The organism is Sphingomonas sp. SRI_018 (genome assembly GCF_057586275.1).
In genome coordinates, this window is record NZ_JBYCZO010000001.1 from 1,472,173 (window position 1) to 1,493,688 (window position 21,516).

14 protein-coding genes, 1 tRNA gene and 1 pseudogene are annotated in these 21,516 nt (G+C 67.4%); 10 read left to right on the plus strand and 6 right to left on the minus strand.

Going from position 1 to position 21,516, the window contains the following annotated elements; translation table 11 throughout:
* Positions 1-82 precede the first annotated feature (82 nt).
* The gene (locus tag AC2YHA_RS06690) at positions 83-970 is read right to left on the minus strand and encodes a LysR family transcriptional regulator (protein WP_487400853.1); all 888 of its coding nucleotides are present in this window, start codon (positions 968-970) and stop codon (positions 83-85) included.
* A 104-nt stretch (positions 971-1,074) separates the two neighbouring features.
* On the opposite strand from AC2YHA_RS06690, the gene AC2YHA_RS06695 reads away from it, so the two are divergent.
* Positions 1,075-1,959: an SDR family oxidoreductase gene (locus tag AC2YHA_RS06695; RefSeq protein ID WP_233786287.1), complete on the plus strand. Its 885-nt coding sequence runs from the start codon at positions 1,075-1,077 to the stop codon at positions 1,957-1,959.
* An 81-nt stretch (positions 1,960-2,040) separates the two neighbouring features.
* On the opposite strand, the gene AC2YHA_RS06700 is transcribed toward AC2YHA_RS06695, so the two are convergent.
* Positions 2,041-2,790: an SDR family oxidoreductase gene (locus tag AC2YHA_RS06700; protein WP_487400854.1), complete on the minus strand. Its 750-nt coding sequence runs from the start codon at positions 2,788-2,790 to the stop codon at positions 2,041-2,043.
* A gap of 99 nt (positions 2,791-2,889) precedes the next feature.
* Here AC2YHA_RS06700 and AC2YHA_RS06705 point away from each other — a divergent pair, with 99 nt between their 5' ends.
* The 5 genes and pseudogenes from AC2YHA_RS06705 to AC2YHA_RS06725 all read left to right on the plus strand — a co-directional run bounded on the left by AC2YHA_RS06705 (position 2,890) and on the right by AC2YHA_RS06725 (position 7,947).
* On the plus strand, positions 2,890-3,795 hold the full coding sequence (locus tag AC2YHA_RS06705; RefSeq protein ID WP_487400855.1) for an AraC family transcriptional regulator: 906 nt from the start codon (positions 2,890-2,892) through the stop codon (positions 3,793-3,795).
* Between the two features lie 255 nt (positions 3,796-4,050).
* Entirely contained in the window at positions 4,051-5,415 is a 1,365-nt protein-coding gene (locus AC2YHA_RS06710; RefSeq protein WP_487400856.1) for an MBL fold metallo-hydrolase, read from the plus strand.
* Between the two features lie 108 nt (positions 5,416-5,523).
* Positions 5,524-5,709: pseudogene (locus tag AC2YHA_RS06715) on the plus strand (LuxR C-terminal-related transcriptional regulator); the annotation flags it as partial.
* A gap of 82 nt (positions 5,710-5,791) precedes the next feature.
* On the plus strand, positions 5,792-7,483 hold the full coding sequence (locus AC2YHA_RS06720; protein ID WP_487400857.1) for a DEAD/DEAH box helicase: 1,692 nt from the start codon (positions 5,792-5,794) through the stop codon (positions 7,481-7,483).
* Complete coding sequence (locus tag AC2YHA_RS06725; protein ID WP_487400858.1) at positions 7,480-7,947, plus strand: YaiI/YqxD family protein; 468 nt, start codon at positions 7,480-7,482, stop codon at positions 7,945-7,947. Before AC2YHA_RS06720 ends, AC2YHA_RS06725 begins: the two co-directional genes overlap by 4 nt.
* 104 nt (positions 7,948-8,051) lie before the next feature.
* On the opposite strand, the gene AC2YHA_RS06730 is transcribed toward AC2YHA_RS06725, so the two are convergent.
* From AC2YHA_RS06730 to AC2YHA_RS06740, 3 genes are all read right to left on the minus strand, one after another.
* Entirely contained in the window at positions 8,052-8,288 is a 237-nt protein-coding gene (locus AC2YHA_RS06730; RefSeq protein WP_487400859.1) for a hypothetical protein, read from the minus strand.
* 357 nt (positions 8,289-8,645) lie between these two features.
* Positions 8,646-8,825, minus strand: a complete 180-nt coding sequence (locus tag AC2YHA_RS06735; protein ID WP_487401715.1) for a glutathionylspermidine synthase family protein — start codon at positions 8,823-8,825, stop codon at positions 8,646-8,648.
* Between the two features lie 92 nt (positions 8,826-8,917).
* A tRNA-Glu gene (locus AC2YHA_RS06740) sits at positions 8,918-8,993 on the minus strand.
* A 109-nt stretch (positions 8,994-9,102) separates the two neighbouring features.
* Here AC2YHA_RS06740 and AC2YHA_RS06745 point away from each other — a divergent pair.
* Positions 9,103-11,130 (plus strand): prolyl oligopeptidase family serine peptidase, encoded by a 2,028-nt coding sequence (locus tag AC2YHA_RS06745; RefSeq protein WP_487400860.1) that lies wholly within the window; start codon positions 9,103-9,105, stop codon positions 11,128-11,130.
* A gap of 121 nt (positions 11,131-11,251) precedes the next feature.
* Here the strand turns inward: AC2YHA_RS06745 and AC2YHA_RS06750 are convergent, their stop codons facing one another.
* Positions 11,252-11,851 (minus strand): TetR/AcrR family transcriptional regulator, encoded by a 600-nt coding sequence (locus AC2YHA_RS06750; RefSeq protein ID WP_487400861.1) that lies wholly within the window; start codon positions 11,849-11,851, stop codon positions 11,252-11,254.
* Positions 11,852-11,914: 63 nt separating this feature from the next.
* On the opposite strand from AC2YHA_RS06750, the gene AC2YHA_RS06755 reads away from it, so the two are divergent.
* From AC2YHA_RS06755 to AC2YHA_RS06765, 3 genes are all read left to right on the plus strand, one after another.
* Complete coding sequence (locus AC2YHA_RS06755) at positions 11,915-13,345, plus strand: 8'-apo-carotenoid 13,14-cleaving dioxygenase (protein WP_487400862.1); 1,431 nt, start codon at positions 11,915-11,917, stop codon at positions 13,343-13,345.
* A 1,158-nt stretch (positions 13,346-14,503) separates the two neighbouring features.
* The gene (locus AC2YHA_RS06760; protein WP_487401716.1) at positions 14,504-15,874 is read left to right on the plus strand and encodes a class II 3-deoxy-7-phosphoheptulonate synthase; all 1,371 of its coding nucleotides are present in this window, start codon (positions 14,504-14,506) and stop codon (positions 15,872-15,874) included.
* A 172-nt stretch (positions 15,875-16,046) separates the two neighbouring features.
* Entirely contained in the window at positions 16,047-21,401 is a 5,355-nt protein-coding gene (locus tag AC2YHA_RS06765; protein WP_487400863.1) for an autotransporter outer membrane beta-barrel domain-containing protein, read from the plus strand.
* Positions 21,402-21,516: the final 115 nt, after the last annotated feature.

Below are 21,516 nucleotides of genomic sequence, written 5' to 3' on the forward strand. Positions count from 1 at the left end.
CGGGCGATGTCACGCATTACGGCTGTACCGCCACGTTCCACCAGATTCGGAAATCAGTGAAGCGAAATCCGCGCGCCTTTCGCTAGTCGATGAAGGCTGCCAGCTCGTCGGGCGTCCCTTTGGGAAATTGCTTCTTGAGGTAGGTCAGGAAGGCGGACACGCGAGCGCTCAGCAGCCGCCGCGACGGGTACAAGGTCCACAGCGTAATATCCGGGCCCTCAACCCCACCCCATTGAACAAGCCGGCCGCCAGCAAGATCGCGGCTCACCAGCGAGAGGGGCAGGCGTCCGACGCCGATGCCCAGCCGGACCGCGTCACGGACCATGACCAGCGAAGAGAGAGACAGGACAGGATCGATCGCAAGAGGTGACGGACCGCTCGCCGTCGTCATCATCCAGATGTTACCCGGATCAGCCGATCCGCGCACGACCGCGGAGACGGCGGTACCGTCCGGCCGAGCGAGATCAGACCTTCCCACCACGACGAGCCGGTCGTGCAGAAAGGGCCGGCCCACCAGGGTCTCGTCGGTGCGCGGATTGACCCGGATCACCAGATCATAGCCCTCCTCGATCATGTCGACCGCGCGATCGTCGGTGGTGACCTCCAGGCGCACCTCGGGATATGCCAGCGCGAACCCGGCAGCCAGCTTTCCCATTGCCGTCTGCGAGAACAACAGCGGGACGCTGATCCGCAGATGACCGCGCGGCCTGTCGCCGCCCGAGGCGATCGCCGCTGCCGTCTCGCCGAGCTCGGTGAGCAATGCCGCGGTGCGCTCGTGGAGCGCGCGCCCTTCCTCGGTGAGCTTCAAATCGCGGGCGCCGCGCTCGAACAGCCGCAGGTTGAGGTCCGCCTCCAGTTCCGCGACCCGCCGCGACAAGGTGGCCTTGGGGCGCCCCGCGGCGCGGGCGGCGCGTCCAAAACCGCCATGCCTGGCGACGAGATTGAAGTCGGCAAGGGCAAGCAGATCCATGCGTTCCACCAGTGAGACGATCTGTCCATATATAGCGGCTATTGGGACGAATCTGGATCACTAATTTCCGGGTCGTCGATCATGACAAACCCAGGAGAAGCCCAATGACCATTCTTGTTACCGGCGCTACCGGCCGTGTCGGTCGCCATGTCGTCGACCAGCTCGTGAAGCGCGGCGCCGAGGTGCGCGTCCTGACCCGCGATCCCGCAAAGGCGAATGTCCCGTCCGGCGTGGCGGTGGTGAAGGGCGACCTGCTCGACATCGATGCGATGCGCGCCGCCTTCGCCGATGTCCGCACGCTGTTCCTGCTCAATGCGGTCACCGGGGACGAGTTCACCCAGGCGCTCATCACCCTCAATCTCGCCCGTGAAGCAGGCGTCGACCGCGTCGTCTACCTGTCCGTGATCCACGCCGATCGGTTCGTCAACGTGCCGCACTTCGCGGTGAAATCGGGCGCCGAACGGATGATCGAGGCGATGGGCTTCAGTGCCACGATCCTGCGGCCGTCCTACTTCATCGACAACGAGCACATGATCAAGGACGTGATCCTCAACCACGGCGTCTATCCGATGCCCATCGGCAGCAAGGGCATCGCCATGGTCGATGCCCGCGACATCGCGGAGGTGGCCGCAATCGAGCTCATCCGCCGCGACCGGGCATCCGCCAAGCTGCCGGTCGAGATCATCAACCTGGTCGGCCCGGATACGTTGACCGGCACGGACGTGGCGGCAATCTGGTCGGACGTGCTGGGCCGGCCGGTCGTCTATGGCGGCGACGATCCGAGCGGGTTCGAGCAGAACATGGCGACTTTCATGCCGAAATGGACGGCCTATGAGATGCGCCTGATGGCCGAACGCTATGTCAGCGACGGCATGATCCCCGAGGCCGGCGACGTCGAGCGCCTCATCGTCATGCTGGGCCGTCCGCTGCACTCCTATCATACCTTCGCATCGGAACTCGTAGCCGGCCAAGGAGTGGCCGAGGCGTAAGCGCCGGTGATCGCGAGATTGCCGGGCGGGGCCGCTCAACGGCGGCCCCGCCGTCATCCTCGCAGGAAGGCTGAGAGCGGGTCAACGAGCCTCGGCCATCCACTGCACCGCGTCCTCGCCGGCCGGAATCCGGAGGGGCGCGCTGGGATCGGTAGCCGCCTGCCAGACCGCCTCCGCCACATCGACCGCATGGGTAACCGGACCCGTATCCTCGCGGAAATTGGCGATCATGCCCTCGATCAGCGGCTTGTAGTCGGGGTTATCGAGCCCGCGCAGGTGCGGCATCGCGTTGTCACCGAAGCTCGTCTCCGGCGAGCGGCCGGGAAGGACGATATGCACGCGGACACCGAACGGCTCCATTTCGACCGCCAGGGATTCCGTGAGCGCGTTCACCGCCGCCTTGCTCGCCCGGTAGACGCTGACCAGGGGCAGCGGCTTCAGCGTCGCGGTGGAGGTGACGTTGATGATCGTTCCGCCGCGGCGCGCGCGGAACTTGGGCAGCACCGCCTGAACCGTCGCGAGCGTGCCGAGCATATTGGTTTCAAACAGCTGGCGCGCCGTCTCCGGGTCGATCAGCTCGATCGGCACCGCGGCGCCGAACCCTGCATTGTTGACCAGCACGTCGATGTCGCCGGCTTTCTCGAAAGCGCTGGCGATGCTGGCCGGATCGGTGACGTCGAGCGGGAGGACGACGAGGTTGTCGGACGCCGGGAGGATGCCGTCCCTGGGATTGCGCATCGTGGCGACGACCTTCCAGTCCTTCTCGAGGAACAGCTTCGCGGTTTCGAGGCCGAAGCCCGAGGAACAGCCGGTGATCAGAACAGTGGGCATGGGAACTCCGGGATGGTTGTCGTGGGGCTCCGGAGATAGCCATCGCCTGTAGGACCTTCTATGCGTGAAAATCTCGAATCAGTTAGCGATAGTCCTGATATGCCTACCGATCCGCTCGCTGAGATCGTCACTCTGCTCCAGCCGTCGGCCAGCTTCTCAAAACTGGTCGAATATGCCGGGCGCTGGCGCATCAACCGCGACGTCGAGGGCAAGCCCGTCTATTTCGCGGTCCTCGAAGGCCAGTGCCGGGTGGTCGCTGCGGGCCGCCCACCGATCATCGTGCGCGCCGGCGATTTCGTGTTGTCGCCCTCGACCAACGATCAGATGATCGAGAGCATCGATGCGCCGCCACATGGCATCGAGATGGTGCCGACGGAGCTCGGCGAGGGCCGGTTCCGGGTCGGGCCCGCGCATGAGCCGGTCAATCTCAGGATGCAGGTGGGATTATGCAGCTTCGCATCGCCCGATGCGGCCCTGCTCGTTTCCCTGCTGCCGTCGATGGTCGTCGCCCGCGGCGAGCCAAGGCTCGCGCAATTGCTGCACCTGGTCGGCGACGAGACGCGGCAATCGCGACCGGGGCGTGAGCTGGTGCTGGAACGCCTGCTCGAAGTGCTGCTGATCGAGGCGCTGCGCTGCGGTACCGACATCGCATCGGTGCCGAGCGTCGCGCGCGGGCTTTCCGACGATCGCCTGGTGGCTGCCTTGCGCGCCATGCATGCGCGGCCGGCGCACGGCTGGACCGTCGCCGATCTCGCCGCCGAGGCAGCAATGTCGCGCTCGGCGTTCTTCGCTCGGTTCAGCCGCATCGTCGGGCTGCCGCCGATGGAATATCTGCTGGCTTGGCGCATGGCTCTCGCCAAGCGTCTGCTGCGCAGCCGTGAGCTGGCGATCGAACATGTTGCTGCGCAGGTCGGCTATGGTTCGGCGAGCACGTTCAGCACGGCCTTCACCCGCCATGTCGGAATGCCGCCGATGCGATACGCCCGGGCGACGGCCGCGGGCTGAGCCAGCGCTTCTGAACGCAACGCCTGCTGCATTTCCCAAGCAGATCAATGAACGGCAGGTATCAGGAACCTGCCACCCGCGCGGCTATTTGGCGCTCCAACCTTTCGCTGAATGGGTCTGCCTTCGAAGTTCTTGGGCCCTTCCGTGAAGGAATGAAACGGGTGCATAGCGGCTGCCGGCGCTCTACGCTGAATCGACCAGGGAAGTTCGCGTTCAAAACCCCGACGACACTGCCCTACCGGCTAGGAGAGAATGATGCTGCCACTGCTCGCGACCCTGGGCATCCTGAGCTTCGGCGGAAGCGGCGCTGCAGACGAATCGCTCGCGGCGCTATGCCGCCCGGTCGAGCAGGGGGTGCTCGTCGATCTCGCCGGCAGCCGGTTCACGCCCGAGCAGGGCTACGATCCCGGCGAACCCGTCACGACGATCGACGCACGCCAATCGATGCTGCTGCTGCCGGGCGATAACTTCCTGCTGCGCACCTCGACCGTTTATCCCGGCCAGATCGAGTTCCGCTACCGCACCGTCGGCACGGCGGAAGGCGAGTCGACGGTCGACGAGCTCGGTTGGCGGGACGGCGACGTCCTGCAGCGCGACGATGCGGCAAGCTCGATCAAGGACGGCACCGATCTCCGGATGCTCGTGCCGGGCCTGGCGGCCTGCGATGCGCTCGCGGCCAAGCATGAGACCAATGCGGGTGAAGTGCGCTTCACCGATCGCGCCGGCCGTCCGGTCACGCTGAGCCTCGATACTACGGCGGGCGCGCTGACTGAGGCGCAGATCGGCGCCGAGCGTTATCGCTATGGGCCGAGCCAGGTCGCCTATACGCGCGATGGCCATCTTGTCGCGCGCTGGGATACGATCATCACTCGTCCGGCCCGGCCGGAAGACCGGTCGCTACTGACCATCGATTCCGCCTATCGTCCCGCAACGCCGGCGGGACCGCTGCGCGCCACCGCGCTCGGCAGCGGTGCCTACCGCATCGATGGGGCCGGCTCGGGCTATCATGCCGGCTTCGTGGTCGGCAGCCGCGGCATCGTGCTGTTCGATCCCTCGGTCAGCCCCGAGGAAGCGCAGACGGTCCGCGCGCTGATCGAGCGGACCGCACCGGGGCGCAAGGTGACCCATGTCGTCCTCTCACACGTCCATCGCGACCATGTCGCCGGCCTGCCCGTCTATGCCGATGCCGAGATCTTCGTCGGCGCCGGCGGCAGCGCGGCGCTGCGGCGGCAGTTCGGGGACCGGACGCCGGCGCGGATGCATGAGGTCACGACCAGGACGACGCTCGACCTCGGCGAGCGCCCGGTTCGCATCGATCCGATCGCGAGCAGCCATTCCGGCACGATGCTGGTGGGTTTCGATCCGGGATCGGGCACGCTGTTCCAGGGCGACCTGTTCTACCTGCCCGAGCGTGGCACCGTCCCCGCCGCGTTCGCGACCGGCCAGGAGCTCTCGGCGTTCATCGCGCGGGAAAAGCTGCCGGTGCGAACGATCGTCGGCGTGCATGGGCGGAGCGGCACGCCGGCCGATCTCGACCGCGCCCTCGAGCTTGCCCGCGTCGCCCGCAACGATCGCGGGGGCGTCGGGCGCATGATCGCGCCGGATCGCGGGGTCGATTGACGACACGGGACCGGACCGCGAACCGCTTCGGCGGCGACCCTCGAAGCACGTTCATTTAACGAAATGGACGAGACAAGGCAGCGGCGATAGCAGGCAACGAAGGGCTGGACCAACAAGGAGATCGGCAAACGGCTGTTCGTCTTCGCCAAGACCGTCGACCACCACGTCTCTTCGATCTTCGGCAAGCTCGACGCGCGCACGCGTGAAGAGGCGGCCGCGCGTGCACGAGCCGAGGAGATCCTGATCGATCGCTCGTCTCCGCCTGCCGAACAGGACCCCGTCGACGCGCAATGAGGCGCCGATGGCCTAGCAATGTGCTCGCGTGCCGGGCTTTGTCCTTGTAGCGCGGCGGCGACCACCCATCTCCCGAGCGATCATGCAGTTTTCCAACCTTCCCCAGCCTCTCGTCCAGGCGCTTGCCGAGCGCGGCTATGCTTCCCCTACCCCTGTCCAGGCCGCCGTGCTGGAGGAGCAGGCGCTGGGGCGCGACCTGATCGTCTCCGCACAGACCGGGTCGGGCAAGACCGTCGCCTTCGGCCTTGCCATGACCGGAGAGCTGCTGGGTGCGGACGGCGGCATCATCCCCACGCGCGAGCCGCTCGCGCTGATCATCGCGCCCACGCGCGAGCTGGCGCTGCAGGTCAGCCGCGAGCTGTCCTGGCTCTACGGCGCCACCGGTGCGCGCATCGCGACCTGCGTCGGCGGGATGGATGCCGCGAAGGAGCGCCGCCAGCTCGGCCATGGCGCGCATATCGTGGTGGGGACCCCCGGCCGGCTGCGCGACCATCTGGAGCGCGGCGCGCTCGACCTTTCCGCCCTGCGCGCCGCGGTGCTCGACGAAGCCGACGAGATGCTCGACATGGGGTTTCGCGAGGACCTGGAGGAGATCCTGGACGCGACGCCTGCCGATCGCCGCACCCTGCTGTTCTCGGCGACGATGCCCAAGCCGATCGTGGCGCTCGCGCGGCGCTACCAACGCGACGCGCTGCGCATCTCGACCGTCGGCGAGGATCGCGGGCATGGCGATATCGCCTATCAGGCGGTGACGGTCTCGCCGTCGGACATCGAGCATGCGGTGATCAACCTGCTGCGCCTTCATGAGGCGGAGACGGCGATGCTGTTCTGCGCCACGCGCGACAACGTGCGGCACCTGCACGCGAGCCTGGTGGAGCGCGGCTTCGCCGCCGTTGCCCTGTCGGGGGAGCACAGCCAGAACGAGCGCAACGCGGCGCTGCAGGCGCTCCGCGATCGCCGCGCCCGCGTATGCGTCGCCACCGATGTCGCGGCACGCGGGATCGACCTGCCGACGCTGAGCCTCGTCATCCATGTCGAGCTGCCCCGCGACGCCGAGACGCTCCAGCATCGTTCGGGACGCACCGGACGCGCAGGCAAGAAGGGCACGGCCGTGCTGATCGTCCCCTATCCCCGCCGCCGCCGCGTCGAGGCGATGCTGCGCGGCGCACGGATCAACGTCGAGTGGATCGACGCGCCGACGCCCGAGGATATCCGCGCGAGCGACCGCGAACGGCTGATCGCCGCACTGCTCGAGCCGGTGGAGGTGGACGACGAGGACCGCGCGCTCGCCGAGCGGTTGCTGCAGGCGAAAAGCCCCGAGGACATCGCGGCCGCCCTCGTCCGCGCGCACCGCGCGGCGATGCCCCAGCCCGAGGAGTTGATCGAAGCGACGCCGGAAGCGAGGCGCGCCGCGCAACAGGAACGACATCGGCCCGGCTTCGACGATGTAGTATGGTTCCGCATGGATATCGGCCGCCGGCAGAACGCCGATCCGCGCTGGATCCTGCCGCTGCTGTGCCGCCGAGGCCACATCACCAAGAACGAGGTCGGCGCGATCCGCATCGGCCCCAACGAAACCGCATTCCAGATCCCGCGCGCGATCGCGGCAAAATTCCAGGCGGCGGTCGCTCGCACCGCCCAGGGGGACGACGACGTGCGCATCGAGCCGTCGACGGGTCCGGTGCAAGGCGCGCGGCCACAGCGCAACGGGCCCAACCGGCCGGCACCGCGCCATCATGCCAAGCCATATCGCAAGGGCGCGCCACGGCGGTGAGCGATCCGCTCCGCATCCTGGTCGACGCCGACGCCTGTCCGGTGAAGGAGGAAATCTACAAGGTCGCGTTTCGCCGCGACGTGCCGGTGATCATCGTCAGCAACAGCTATCTGCGCCTGCCCGATCATCCGCTGGTCGGCCGCAAGGTCGTCGACAGCGGATTCGACGCAGCGGACAACTGGATCGCCGAAACCGCCGACGCCGGGACGGTGGTGATCACGGCCGACATCCTGCTCGCCGACCGCTGCCTGAAGGCCGGAGCGACGGTGCTGGCTCCGACCGGGAAACCATTCACCGCCAATTCCATCGGCGCCGCCATCGCGACGCGTGCGATCATGGCCGACCTGCGTGCGGGGATCGAGCAAGTGGGCGGCCCACCTCCCTTCTCAAAGACGGATCGATCACGCTTCCTGCAAGCATTGGACGAAGTATTGGTACGGCTTGCTCGGGCCTTGGGAGGTTGACTGTCTCGCTTCCTGACTGTCGTTTCCGATTTACCGCTGACGACCGCGATGGTGGGTCTTTGTCACTCGGCGGGGACAACTCGCGGCGGACGAATCCTTGACGCCTAACTTTCGACCCGGTTCACGGCTTGCGCCGGTCCACCAAGTTCATCCACCCGCTCTATCCGCCCGGCTTCCAGGCGTGCGACTGTCTGTTCGATCCTCGCCAGCGTCTCCATTATCCGCACTTGTTCTTCATGCGTGAATGCATCGCGATCCTGATTCAGTCGCTCGATCAAACGCACGACGATCAGTGGCACGACTCCAAAGATGGAGAGGTGCATCAAGGCAAGCGCAAGCATTTCTCCCGCTGTCGACTTGGGGCTGATGTCGCCATAGCCTGGACGTCGCGGCGGTTCCCGCCCAATAGAGACTGTCGGCGAAGTTGTGCCCTTCAATCGCCATGAACAGGAACGTGAAGATCAGCAGCAATGCTGCATAGGCAAGTGCCAGTTCCTTGAGCGTATCGGTCGCCGCTTGCCGAAGTCGCGCAACGGATAGAGTTGCTGATACTTGGTCAGTCCCTGGCGATACTCACCCGCCGATCGCGCAACGGCGTGCGACGGATCGGCCGTATGGGTGAACCAGGCCCGCTGATCGAGAAGCCGCGCACGGATTTCCGCCCAGCGTCCGATCAGCTTTTCATGCAGGCTGTTGAACTAGGTGAACTCGGGGAACACCGCCTCCTTCCAATCCCATTGGATCACCGCGGCCTCGAGCATCGATGTCGGCGTATCGCAATTGAACTCGAAAAGCTTGGGGTCGCCCTCCGCGTTTGCAGGTGCTTGCAGCGGTGCAGCTGCCGCTGCTTGGGTCGGCCGACGGATGGCCGCGACCAGCCTCCGCTATGCGATACGATTGTAAGACCCAATCGAACGGGCGCGCTGCGATGAAAGATTTATCATGCCATGCCAAAGGCTTATGGCGGTATTGGTGACCCCTACGGGACTCGAACCCGTGTTTTCGCCGTGAGAGGGCGACGTCCTAGACCGCTAGACGAAGGGGCCGTGATTCAGCGGAGCGGCGCACTTAGAGGGGGGTGGCGGATACGTCAAGCGCGCTGATCGCCCCTCAGGAACGTTGCGCCCAAATCGCGCGCTGCTAACCTCGCGCGCCATGAAGACCTTCACCTTCGCCCTTGCCGGGCTCCTGATCGCCGTCCCCGCCACCGCCCGTCAGCTCACCATCGACGACGTGACCCTGCTGTCGCGTGTCTCCGCGCCCGTCGTCTCCAAGGACGGCCGCTGGCTGGTGTGGCAGCAGCGCGAGACCGACCTCGCCGCCAACCGCGGCCGCTTCGACATCTGGCGGCTCGACCTCAAGGCCAAGGGCGCCCGGCCCGAGAAGATCCTGGGCGAGGCCGACGTCAACGAGACCTCGCCCGAGTTCGGCCCCGACGGCACGCTCTACTTCCAGTCGGACAAGGGCGGCGAGGACAATGTCTGGGCGCTCGCGTCGGCAGGCGGCGCACGGCGGGTCACGCAGCTCAAGGGCGGGATCGGCGGCTTCAAGCTCGCGCCGACCGGCGACAAGCTGCTGGTCTGGGCCGATCGCAAGCCGGGCGCACCGAGCCTGGAGCCGCCGATGGAGAAGAAGGACCCGAATGCGGGATCCGGCCGCACCTATGACCAGCTGTTCGTCCGCCATTGGGATACATGGGCGGACGGCAACCGCTCGCAGCTCTTCGTCGTGCCGCTGACCGGCGGCAACGGCACGCCGATCGTCGGCACGCTCATCGGCGACACGCCGTCCAAGCCGTTCGGCGGCGGCGAGGAGCTGGCCTGGTCGCCGGACGGCAGGACCGTCTATTTCGCGCTGCGGGAGGCGGGGCGGATCGAGCCGACGTCGACGAACCTCGACGTCTTCTCGGCCCCGGCGGACGGTTCGGCGCCGCCGACCAATCTCACCGCCGACAACGACGCGACCGACAATCTCCCGGCGGTGTCGCCCGACGGCAAATGGCTCGCCTGGGCGGCGATGAAGCGGCCGACCTATGAGGCCGATCGCATGGTGCTGATGCTGCGCAACATCGCCACCGGCGAGGTGCGCGCGCTGACCGAAGGCTGGGACCGTTCGGTGAGCTCGATCGCCTGGTCGCCGGACTCCAAACAGCTCTATGTGACCGCCGACGACACGCAGGAGGTGCCGGTCTTCGCCGTCGACCGCACGACCGGCAAGGTGACCCGGCTGACCCAGCAGGGTCATGTCGCCGCCGTGGTGCCGAGCGCGGACGGCGCGGTGCTCCAGATCGACAGCCTGGTCGAGCCGGGCGACTTCTACTGGTGGAGCGGGAAAGGCGCGCCGGTACGGCTCACCTCGGTCAATGCCGAGAAGCTCGCTGGGGTCGAATGGCCGACCGTCACCCGCTTCAGCTTCACCGGCGCCAACAACGACACCGTCTGGGGCTATGCGGTGAAGCCGGCGGGCACCACCGGCAAGGTGCCGATCGCCTATATGGTCCACGGCGGACCGCAGGGATCGAGCAACAACAGCTGGTCCTATCGCTGGAACCCGGCGGTGTTCGCGGGCGCCGGCTACGGCCTGGTCGCGGTCGATTTCCATGGGAGCACCGGCTACGGCCAGGCCTTCACCGACGCGATCCGCAACAACTGGGGCGGCTGGCCGCTCGAGGATTTGCAGAAGGGCCTCGCCGCCGCGACCGCCAAGTTCGACTGGCTCGACGCCGACAATGCCTGCGCGCTCGGCGCCAGCTACGGCGGCTATATGATGAACTGGATCGAGGGCAACTGGCCGGACCGGTTCAAGTGCATCGTGCAGCACGACGGCGTGTTCGACGCCCGCGCCATGGCCTATGAGACCGAGGAGCTGTGGTTCGACGAGTGGGAGCACGGCGGCAAGGCTTACTTCGAGGACCCCGAGGCCTTCGAGAAATGGAACCCCGTCAATCACGTCGCCAAGTGGAAGACGCCGATGCTGGTGGTGACCGGCGAGAAGGACTTCCGCATCCCGTATACGCAGGGCATCGCCAGCTTCACCGCACTCCAGCGCCGCGACATCCCCTCGCGGCTGGTGGTGTTCCCGGACGAGAACCATTGGGTGCTGAAGCCGAAGAACAGCCGGCAATGGTACCGCGAGGTGCTCGGCTGGCTGGGCAAGTGGACGGGGAAGACGGGGGCGCAGTGACCTATTTAAGCCCCTCCCCTTCAGGGGAGGGGTTGGGGGTGGGGGGAGGTCTCACCGAGACTCCCGCCTGCCGCACTGCCCCACCCCAACCCCTCCCCTGAAGGGGAGGGGCTTGATTTGATCATTCCCCATACCCCCCGAACGCCCGCGCATCGACCACCGCGTCGATCAGCGCCTCGTCGCGCGGGATGTTGCCGCTCAGCATCAGCACCGCGAGCCCATGGACCAGCGCCCAGGCACGCATCGCGACGGTGCGCACCTTGAACTCGCTCGCCCCCTCCCCCGCCAGCCGCGCGGCATAGGCGCGCAGCAGCCGCGCCGCCTCGTCGTCCTTGTCCGGCGTCAGCGCCAGCGGATCGGCCGGCGCCGGAGCACTCAGCATCAGCCGGAACAATGCCGGATGATCGAGCGCGAAACGGACATAGGCCCGCCCCATCGCCTCGAACTCGTCGAGCACGTCCCCCTTCCCCACCGCCGCCGCACGCTGCGCCTGGCCGAGCCTGTCGTAGGCGGCATGGGCCAGCGCCTTCCGCAACGCCTCCTTGTCCGGAAAGTGGCGGTACACGGCGGTCGCGCTCACCCCCACCGTGCGTGCCATCTCGCGCAGCGACAGCTCGTCGCTCTCGCGCTCCTCCAGCATCCGCAGGCCCGCCTCGACCAGCGCGGCCCGCAGGTCGCCGTGGTGATAGCCGCGCTTCGCCGCATCGCTCGCCGTCGTCATGTTGACACTGTTACCATTATCGCCCATGTTTACACCATCAACATCAACCATGCGAGTCGCACCATGGCAAGCTCCGTCGAAACATTGATCCGAGGCGCCGTCACCAAGGGGATCGAGGCCGTCGCCGAGTTCAACCGTAAGCGCTTGCCCGAAGCGGACAAGCCGCACCCGTTCCTCACCGGCATCCATGCGCCGATGAGCGAGGAGAAGACGATCCGCGAGCTGCCCGTCACCGGCGCCATCCCATCGGTGCTCGACGGCCGCTATCTCCGCATCGGCCCCAACCCCGTCGATCCCGATCCCAAGGGCTATCACTGGTTCGTCGGCGACGGCATGGTCCACGGTATCCGCGTCGAGGGCGGCAAGGCGCTGTGGTACAAGAACCGCTGGATCCGCTCGCACCGGGTCGGCGAGAAGCGCGGCGTCGATCCCGCTCCCGGGCCACGCCACGGCAATTTCGACACGGTCAACACCAACGTCGTCGGCATCGCCGGCCGCACCTTCGCGCTGGTCGAGGCGGGCAGCTATCCGGTCGAGCTCGCCGACGATCTCGAGGAGCAGACCTACAATCCCTTCGACGATACGCTGGTGGGCAGCTTCAGCGCCCATCCGCACCGCGATCCGGCGACCGGCGAATGGCACGCCATCGCCTATGAGGCGACCCGGCCCGACGAGGTGCGCCATGTCGTGCTCGATGCCGAGGGCCAGGTGATCCGCGAGCTGCCGATCGCGGTGAAGCACGGCCCGTCGATCCACGATTGCGCGATCACCGAACATTATGTGCTGGTGCTCGACCTCCCCGTCACCTTCTCGATGAAGGCGCTGATCGGCGGGCACGGCTTCCCCTATCGCTGGAATCCCGAGCATCAGGCGCGGATCGGCCTGCTGCCGCGCGCCGGCACGGCGGAGGATATCGCCTGGATCGATCTCGACCCGCTCTACATCTTCCATGTCGCCAATGCCTATGAGGACGGCGGCAAGGTCGTGCTCGACGCGGTCACCTACGCCACCATGTTCGACGACGATCCCAAGGGGCCGAACGCGGTGCCGCTCGGGCTCGAGCGGCTGACGCTCGACCCGGTGACGCGCAGCGCCGTTCGACGGATGATCGACCCGACGCCGCAGGAATTCCCGCGTCCCGACGAACGCCGCTTCGGCCGGCGCTATCGCTACGCCTATACGCTGGGCGTGCCGCAAAGCTCGGAAGGGTTCATCGGCGACACGCGGCTCTACAAGCACGATCTCGATGCCGGCACGCGCCAGACGCATGATTTCGGCGAAGGCCGCTACCCGGGCGAGTTCGTGTTCGTCCCCGCCTCCTCCGAGGCGGCGGAGGACGACGGCTGGCTGATCGGCCTGGTGGTCGACCTTCCGAACGAAACGACCGACCTCGTCATCCTCGATGCGCAGGATTTCGAGGGAGAACCGCAGGCCAGCATCCGCATCCCCCACCGCGTTCCACCAGGCTTCCACGGCAATTGGGTGGCGAGCTAGCAAACACTGTCCCTCTCCCTCTGAAAGAGGGAAGGCGGGAGGGTGACGGTGACCAGGGCCTGATCCATCCGGCGTGAAGCAGCTGTTCCCCGGCGAAGGCCGGGGCCCGCTGCAAGCGGTTCGAGACTGGCCCCCGGCCTTCGCCGGGGAACAGATTCAAACTGGCTGAATTCCACTCTAGGGCGATCGACATTCAGATCGGCGGAAAGCGCAGCCCCTTTTATCCTCCCCCGCCAGGGGGAGGTGGCACGCGAAGCGTGACGGAGGGGGAGGAAGCACGCCGATAGTTTGTCGCCGTCCTCCCCCTCCGTCAGTCCCCGCTTTCGCGGGGACTGACACCTCCCCCTGGCGGGGGAGGATTGAATGTCGATCCGTCCTAGGCCAGCGAGGGCGCCCTCACCCTCCCGCCCGGGCTTCGCCCGAGCAGGCCCCTCCCTCTCCCGCACCGCGCCCAGGAAGGGACTTGCAATGTAGGATTTCCCCTGCTCGTTTGGCGCGCTCCGGCACCTCACGGGCCGGCCGCTCTTTGATCCCGTTCATCCCGAGCGAAGTCGTCGAGGGACAAATCGCCAGAAGCAGCGCCTCTTGGCGTCAATGGCGGAGGTGCCGCGCACCTGTAGCCCAGCCGTCGCGCCGATGTTGCCTGCATGGAGCTGAGACGCCGCGCATGTGTGACCCAACTGTCGCGTCGGCGTCGCGCCAGTGTCGCGTCGGTGTCGCGTCGATGTCGCGTCGGTGTCGCGTCGGTGTCGCGTCGGCGGCGCGCCGGTGTCGCGTCCCTGCGGCGTTCCTGCCGCGTTGCCGTCGCGTTCCCTCGGAGCCGCTCGCAACACCGCGTCCCGCGTCAATTTAGTCAACATTTCTCCGGCGCCAGCGTTCGCCTTACCCAGTCCGGGAAATTTCCCTTGCATGCCATTACCCCATCGGGGTAAGCGCGCCGGCATGACGACTCTCGCCGGTGCCAAGATCCGCCGCTTCCGCGAAGACCGCGGCCTCACCCGGGCCGCGTTCGGCGCCTGGTATGATTCGCCCGGCAGTACCGTCCAGGGCTGGGAGGAAGACGGCAAGCGCGCCAGTCCCAAGGTCGTCAACCAGATCGCCGCCAACGGCATCGCCGATCACGCCGACTGGTTCGTGAGCGTGACGCAGGAGAATGACATGGCCCAATGGTCCCCCGACAGCTGGACGGCGCACGAGGCGCGCCAGCTTCCGATCTATCCCGACCAGACGGCGCTTGATGCCGTGACCGGCCAGCTCGCCAGCTATCCGCCGCTGGTGTTCGCGGGCGAGGCGCGCAACCTTACCGCCGACCTGGCGGACGTGGCCGCCGGCCGCGCCTTCCTGCTCCAGGGTGGCGACTGCGCGGAGAGCTTCGCCGAGTTCCATCCGAACAACATCCGCGACACCTTCCGCGTCATCCTGCAGATGGCGGTGGTGCTGACCTTCGCCTCCAAGCTGCCGATCGTGAAGGTCGGCCGCATGGCGGGCCAGTTCGCCAAGCCGCGTTCGGCCGACACCGAAGTGCAGGACGGCGTCGAGCTCCCCAGCTACCGCGGCGACAACGTCAACGACATCGCCTTCACGCCGGAGGCGCGCACGCCCGATCCGCAGCGGCTGATCCAGGGCTATCTCCAGTCGGCGGCGACGCTCAACCTGCTGCGCGCCTTCTCGACCGGCGGCTATGCCGACCTCCATCAGGTCCATCGCTGGACGCACGACTTCATGGGCCGCAGCCCGTGGGCGCAGCGCTATTCGGAAATGGCCGACCGTATCGGCGAGGCGCTCGAGTTCATGGCCGCCTGCGGCATCGATTCGGAACGCGTGCCGCAGCTCGCCGCGACCAATTTCTACACCAGCCACGAAGCGCTGCTGCTTCCCTATGAGCAGGCGCTCACCCGGCAGGATTCACTGACCGGCGACTGGTACGACACCAGCGCGCACTTCCTGTGGATCGGCGACCGCACCCGCTTCGAGGGCTCGGCGCACGTCGAGTTCCTGCGCGGCATCGGCAATCCGATCGGCGTGAAGTGCGGCCCCAGCCTGGAGCCGGATGTGCTGCTCAAGCTGCTCGACACGCTCAACCCGTCGCGCACGCCGGGGCGGATCACGCTGATCACCCGCTACGGCCACGACAAGATCGAGGCCGGGCTGCCGAAGCTCGTCCGCGCGGTGCAGCGCGAAGGGCATCCGGTGGTATGGAGCTGCGATCCGATGCACGGCAACACGATCAAGGCAGCGACCGGCTACAAGACCCGCCCGTTCGAGCGCATCCTCGCCGAAGTGCGCGGCTTCTTCGCGGTGCATCGCGCCGAGGGCAGCTTCGCCGGCGGCATCCATGCCGAGATGACCGGGCAGAACGTCACCGAGTGCACTGGCGGCGCGGTGGCGGTGACCGAACAGGGCCTGGCGGACCGCTACCACACCCACTGCGATCCGCGCCTCAACGCGGGCCAGAGCCTGGAGCTGGCCTTCCTGCTGGCGGAGATGCTGAACGCGGAGCTCTCGGAGCGAAGAAAGGCGGCCGCCTGAGAATAGTCGGAAGCTCTCACGGCCACGTTACGGCGGCTAAATACAAGTGGTTAGGATGATCCGCCTGCAAGCCGGTCAACTTCCTAGAATTATTTGTTGCGTCCTGCGCAATCCGAAATCATAACCTAGCCAAAAAGGGGGGGTGAACTTGGTGCTTTGAGGAGGAGCATCCATGCGCACCCGCCTGTATCCCGCTCTCTTGCGTCCGAGGCTTGCCTCTTCGCTCTGGCTCGCGAGCGCCAGCCTGACGGCCATTGCGCTGTCTTCCGCCCAGGCCCGGGCGGACTGCACGCCGGCACCGACGGCGGGCAGCGACGTGATCACCTGCACCGCGGCGGCGCCCAATCCTTCGACGCCGCCGGGCAGCCTTCAGGCGGGCGACGACACGATCAACCTCCAGGGCGGAACGCTCAACGGCTCGATCACCGGCTTCACCGGGAACGACACGTTCAACCTGACCGGCGCCACGGTGAACGGCACCTTGTTCGGCGGCGAGGATTCCGGCTCCACCAGCGATGACATCTTCAACCTGAGCGCCGGATCGGCTGGCGACGGCACCGAAGCGATCGTCGGCGAGCGCGGCAACGACACGATCAACATCGGCGGGACGGTCGTGCTCAACGGCCGCGTCTCGGGCAGCCAGGGCGCCGATGTCATCACCATGACCGGCGGCACGGTGAACGGCAACATCGCCGGGGAAGGCCAGACCTTCTTCCCGGGCACCGGCGTGAGCGATGCCGACACGATTTCGCTGAGCGGCGGCACCGTCACCGGATCGGTGAGCGGCAACGACGGCAACGACAGCATCACGCTCGACGGCGCGACGGTGAACGGGACGCTGACCGGTGACGCCGGCGACGACGTGATTGCCGTGCAGTCCGGCTCGACCGCGGGAGTCTCCGGCGGCGACGGCGCGGACCAGATCACCGTCTCCGGCGGCAGCGCGGGCGCGCTCAACGGCGGCGTTGGCAACGACCAGTTCACCATCACCGGCGGCACGGTCGCGAGCGTCACCGACGCGGTCGGCAACAACACGCTGACGCTGCCCGCGGGCAGCACGGGCGTGATCACGGGCAATGTCGGCTTCGGCGATGGCCGCGATACCATCACCATGGCCGGCGGCGAGATCCAGGGCACGGTCAGCCAGGGCAATGGCATCGACACGCTGAACCTGTCCGGCGGCACCATCAACGAGGTCTTCCAGGGCGGCGATCTCGACCAGGCGAACATCTCCGGCGGGCGCATCATCAACGGGCTCAGCGACGGCGATTTCGTGACGATCACCGGCGGACGGATCGGCTTCGTCGACATGAACATCGCCAACAACGTCGTCACCATGTCGGGCGGTCAGATCGACGGCGACCTCAGCGCCAGCTTCCAGAATGACACGCTCAACCTCTCGGGCGGCACGATCGGCGGGAGCGTCAACTTCGGGCGCGGCGCCAACGTCATCAACATGACCGGCGGCGCGATCGCCGGCACGATCAACACCGGCGACGGCATCGACACCTATACGATCAGCGGCGGTTCGACCGCCGGGGTCAATGCCGGTGCGGGCAACGACGTGATCGGCCTCTCCGGCACCGGAAGCGCCGGCTTCCTCAACGGCGAGGCCGGGGCGGACGCCATCACCGTCTCCGGCGGCACGGTGACCACGGTGGACGGCGGCGCGGACGACGACGCCATCACCATCAGCGGCGGCACGATCACCACCGCGCTCGGCGGCGCGGGCAACGATGCGCTGACAGTCTCGGGCGGCACGGTAGCGACGCTCGACGGCGGCGACGGCAACGATGCCTATACCGTGACGGGCGGCAGCGTGTCGGCGATCACCGACCTTCTCGGCAACAGCACGCTGACCATGCCGGCAGGCGGTACTGGCACGATCGCCGACGTCACCTTCGGCGCGGGCACCGACAGCATCGACGTCGGCGGCGGCCAGATCACCGGCACCGCCAGCCTCGGTGACGGCATCGATACCTACGCCCAGTCGGGCGGCACCGTCGCGACGGTCTCGCTCGGCGCGAGGGCAGACGTCGCGACGGTCTCTGGCGGTACGCTCGCCAGCCTCGGCGGCGACGACGGCGACGACCAGCTCACCGTCAGCGGCGGTGCGGTCACCAATGTCCTCGGCGGGCTCGGCAATGATGCGCTGACGGTCTCCGGCGGCGCGGTGACGACGCTCGACGGCGGCGACGGCGATGACGCCTATACCGTTTCCGGCGGCACCGTTGCCGATATCACCGATCTTGCCGGCAACAACAGCCTGACCATGCCGGCGGGCGGTACCGGCTCGATCACCGACGTGACCTTCGGCGCAGGCACCGACAGCATCAACGTCGCCAGCGGCCAGATCACCGGCACCGCCAGCCTCGGCGAGGGGATCGACACCTACACCCAATCGGGCGGCGACGTTGCCACGGTCTCGCTCGGCGCAGGTGCCGACACGGCGACCATCTCCGGCGGCACACTCACGGCCATCAACGGAGGCGACGGCAACGATCAATATACCGTCTCCGGAGGCACCGTCGGCACCGTCACGGACCTGGCGGGCAACAACACGCTGACGCTGCCCGCAGGCGATACGGGTACGATCACGGGCAACGTCACCTTCGGCGCGGGCGTCGATACGGTGAACGTCGCCTCGGGCCAGATCCAGGGATCGGTGATCCAGGGCGACGGCGAGGACGTGCTGACCGTGTCGGGCGGCGAGATCAACGAGGTCTTCCAGGGCGGCGGCCTCGACACCGCCACCATCTCGGGCGGACGGATCGTCAACGGCCTGGAGGACGGCGACTTCGTGACGATCACCGGCGGGCGGATCGGCTTCGTCGACATGAACATCGCCAATAACGTCGTCACCATGTCGGGCGGACAGATTGACGGCGACCTGACGGCGAGCTTCCAGAACGACACACTCAATCTCTCCGGCGGCACGATCGGCGGCCGAGTCGACTTCGGGCGCGGCGCCAATGTCATCAATATGACCGGCGGCACGATCGTCGGCACCATTACCACCGGCGACGGCGTCGACACCTACACCGTCTCAGGCGGCTCGACGGCCGGCATCAACGCCGGCGCCGGCAACGACAGCATCGCGCTGTCGGGCACCGGCAGCGTGGGCATGATCGACGCGGGCGACGGCGACGACGCCTTCAGCTGGACCGGCGGGACGCTCGGCGGCTTCAACGGCGGCATCGGCAGCGACACCGCGCTGGTCACGGGCGGGGCGGACCTCTCGCAGCTGACCCTGCTCGACGGTGGCGACGATACGAGCGCTGCCGACGGCTGGGTCGACGTGCTGACCTTCCAGGGCGTATCGGCGAGCCTGCCGATCCTCACCAACTGGGAGCAGACCAACCTCACCCAGAACACCCACATCGCCATCACGCCCGGTGGCGCTGATTTCGGCGACGGCAACGTCACGATCGACGAGACGTCGAGCGTGACGGGCGGCCCGGACGCCGGCGGCGAAGTGCATGTCGGCGGCGACCTCGCCAACGCCGGCGAGGTCGTGAGCGAGGCGCCGGTCGACGTGGTCGTGGACGGCAATCTCGACAACAGCGGCACGATCGATCCGGGCGGCGGCACGATCACCGTCACGGACGACGTCGTGAACACAGCGGACATCACCGCCGACGCCCCGACCGTGATCGACATCGGCGGCGACCTCAACAACAGCGGCACGATCGACCCGAGCGGCGGCAGCCTCGCCGTCGACGGCGCAATCGAGAACAGCGGTACGATCACCTCGGAGACGCCGGTCGACATCGCGGCGGGCTCGCTCGACAACAGCGGCACCGTTGATCTCGCTGGCGGCGGCACGATCGACGTCACCAACGGCGTCGTGAACACCGACGAGATCAAGACCGAGGCGCCCGTCACCATCGACATCGGCGGCAATCTCGACAATCGCGGCACCACCGATATCGGCGGAGGCGGGACCATCGACGTCGGCGGCAACCTCACCAACGGCGGCGACCTAATCGTCTCGGACGGCGGGGCCGCCATCACCGTCGGCGGCAATGTCGTCAACGACGGCACCATCGATCTCAACGGCCCCGGCAACACGCTCGACGTCGGCGGCAACCTCACCAACATCGACACGATCGACGTGACCGACAGCGATGCGGTGGTCACCGTCGACGGCACGCTCACCAATCAGGGCGTCATCGCCGGAGGCGGCGGCGCCGCGGTGATCGATACCGGCCAGGGCCTCGTCAACAACGGCACCATCGACCTCACCGGCGGCGGCGCGGGCGACAGCCTGACCGTCGTCGGCAACGTGACCGGCAACGGCACCCTCCTGGTCGATGCAGACATCAGCGCCACCGGCGGCACCGCCGACACGGTGACAGTCGAAGGCACGCTCGGCGGCACGGTCGATACCGCGATCAACAATATTGGCGGCCCGATCACCTCGCCGCCCCAGGAAGGCTCCGGCGCGACGATCATCACGGCGACGGGCGGCTCCAACGCCACCTTCACCCTCAACGAGCCGTTCGGTTATGCCGCGATCGGCCCGTGGCGGTACGAGCTGGCCCAAAACGGCGGCGAGGTCCGGCTGGCGCCGCGCTTCGACGAGGAGGACGGAGCCCCCCTCGCCGCGCTCACGCCGTCCGCGGCCGGCGCCACCGTCGCGCCGGAGGCGGTGCTCGGGATCACCGACATGCTGCTCCCGCACATCCGCGAACGCGAAGGCCAGGCGCTGATCTCCAGCCACGGCCTCAGCGGCTGGATGCGGATCGAAGGAAGCCGCAGCCAGCTCGACGGCCAGGGCTATCGCGTCGGCTATCGCCAGCGCACCGGCATCGCCCAGATCGGCTTCGGCGTCGCCGAACCTTCGTCCGGCGGCGACATGCTGATGATCGGCGGATCGGCGGGGCTGGTCCGCGGCGACTGGCATCCGCGCTTGCGCAGCGCCCGTTCCGACCTCGACATCGACGGCTATGCCTTCGGCCTCTACGCCACCTGGTTCGAGAAGGCCGATCAATCGGGCGGCTGGTACGTCGACTTCGTGACCCAGATGGGCATATTCGATTTCGACCTCAAAATCCCGGCGGCGCGCATCGCCAAATACGACGGGAACAGTCTCGCCGGGTCGCTGGAGGTCGGCTACATCCTGCAGGCGGGCGGCTGGCGGATCGAGCCCAAGGCGCGCTTCACCTACCTCTCCAGCGACGTTGACGGCTTCTTGGGCGCGGACGGCCTGCGGGCGCAGGCCAACCGGAACGACCGCTACCGCGGTCGGCTCGCGGTACGCGCATCGAGCGACATGCCGATGGGGAACATGGTGCTGACGCCCGCCGTGACCTTGGGCGTGTCCTACGACCTCAAGCGCGACCGCGGTGTGCTCGTCGGGTTCGACAGCCTCGAAGCCAACAGCCCGCGCACGGTGGCGGAGGGCTCCGCTGGCGTCAGCCTGCGCCTCGGCAACGGCTCGATGCTCTTCGCCGAAGGTCAGGGACGGCTCGGAAGCGACTATTGGCAGGCAGGCGTGCGGGGCGGCGTCAGCTTCCGCTGGTAGCCAGCTTGCCGATTGGAGCGGCGCGGCGAGGACGCGCCGCTCCCGAACGCGCCATCGCAGCCGAAACCGCTCCAGCGGTGGAAATTCTTCGCGCCCCACCCTACCATGTGTCTGT

What these genes read in the sequence shown, in the direction of transcription:
- AC2YHA_RS06710 (WP_487400856.1), top strand. Translation starts at nt 4,051, where the DNA reads ATGCTGCCACTGCTCGCGACCCTGGGCATCCTGAGCTTCGGCGGAAGC.
- AC2YHA_RS06765 (WP_487400863.1), top strand. Translation starts at nt 16,047, where the DNA reads ATGCGCACCCGCCTGTATCCCGCTCTCTTGCGTCCGAGGCTTGCCTCT.
- AC2YHA_RS06730 (WP_487400859.1), bottom strand. Translation starts at nt 8,288, where the DNA reads ATGCTTGCGCTTGCCTTGATGCACCTCTCCATCTTTGGAGTCGTGCCA.
- AC2YHA_RS06760 (WP_487401716.1), top strand. Translation starts at nt 14,504, where the DNA reads ATGGCCCAATGGTCCCCCGACAGCTGGACGGCGCACGAGGCGCGCCAG.
- AC2YHA_RS06750 (WP_487400861.1), bottom strand. Translation starts at nt 11,851, where the DNA reads ATGACGACGGCGAGCGATGCGGCGAAGCGCGGCTATCACCACGGCGAC.
- AC2YHA_RS06705 (WP_487400855.1), top strand. Translation starts at nt 2,890, where the DNA reads ATGCCTACCGATCCGCTCGCTGAGATCGTCACTCTGCTCCAGCCGTCG.
- AC2YHA_RS06700 (WP_487400854.1), bottom strand. Translation starts at nt 2,790, where the DNA reads ATGCCCACTGTTCTGATCACCGGCTGTTCCTCGGGCTTCGGCCTCGAA.
- AC2YHA_RS06690 (WP_487400853.1), bottom strand. Translation starts at nt 970, where the DNA reads ATGGATCTGCTTGCCCTTGCCGACTTCAATCTCGTCGCCAGGCATGGC.
- AC2YHA_RS06695 (WP_233786287.1), top strand. Translation starts at nt 1,075, where the DNA reads ATGACCATTCTTGTTACCGGCGCTACCGGCCGTGTCGGTCGCCATGTC.
- AC2YHA_RS06755 (WP_487400862.1), top strand. Translation starts at nt 11,915, where the DNA reads ATGGCAAGCTCCGTCGAAACATTGATCCGAGGCGCCGTCACCAAGGGG.
- AC2YHA_RS06745 (WP_487400860.1), top strand. Translation starts at nt 9,103, where the DNA reads ATGAAGACCTTCACCTTCGCCCTTGCCGGGCTCCTGATCGCCGTCCCC.
- AC2YHA_RS06720 (WP_487400857.1), top strand. Translation starts at nt 5,792, where the DNA reads ATGCAGTTTTCCAACCTTCCCCAGCCTCTCGTCCAGGCGCTTGCCGAG.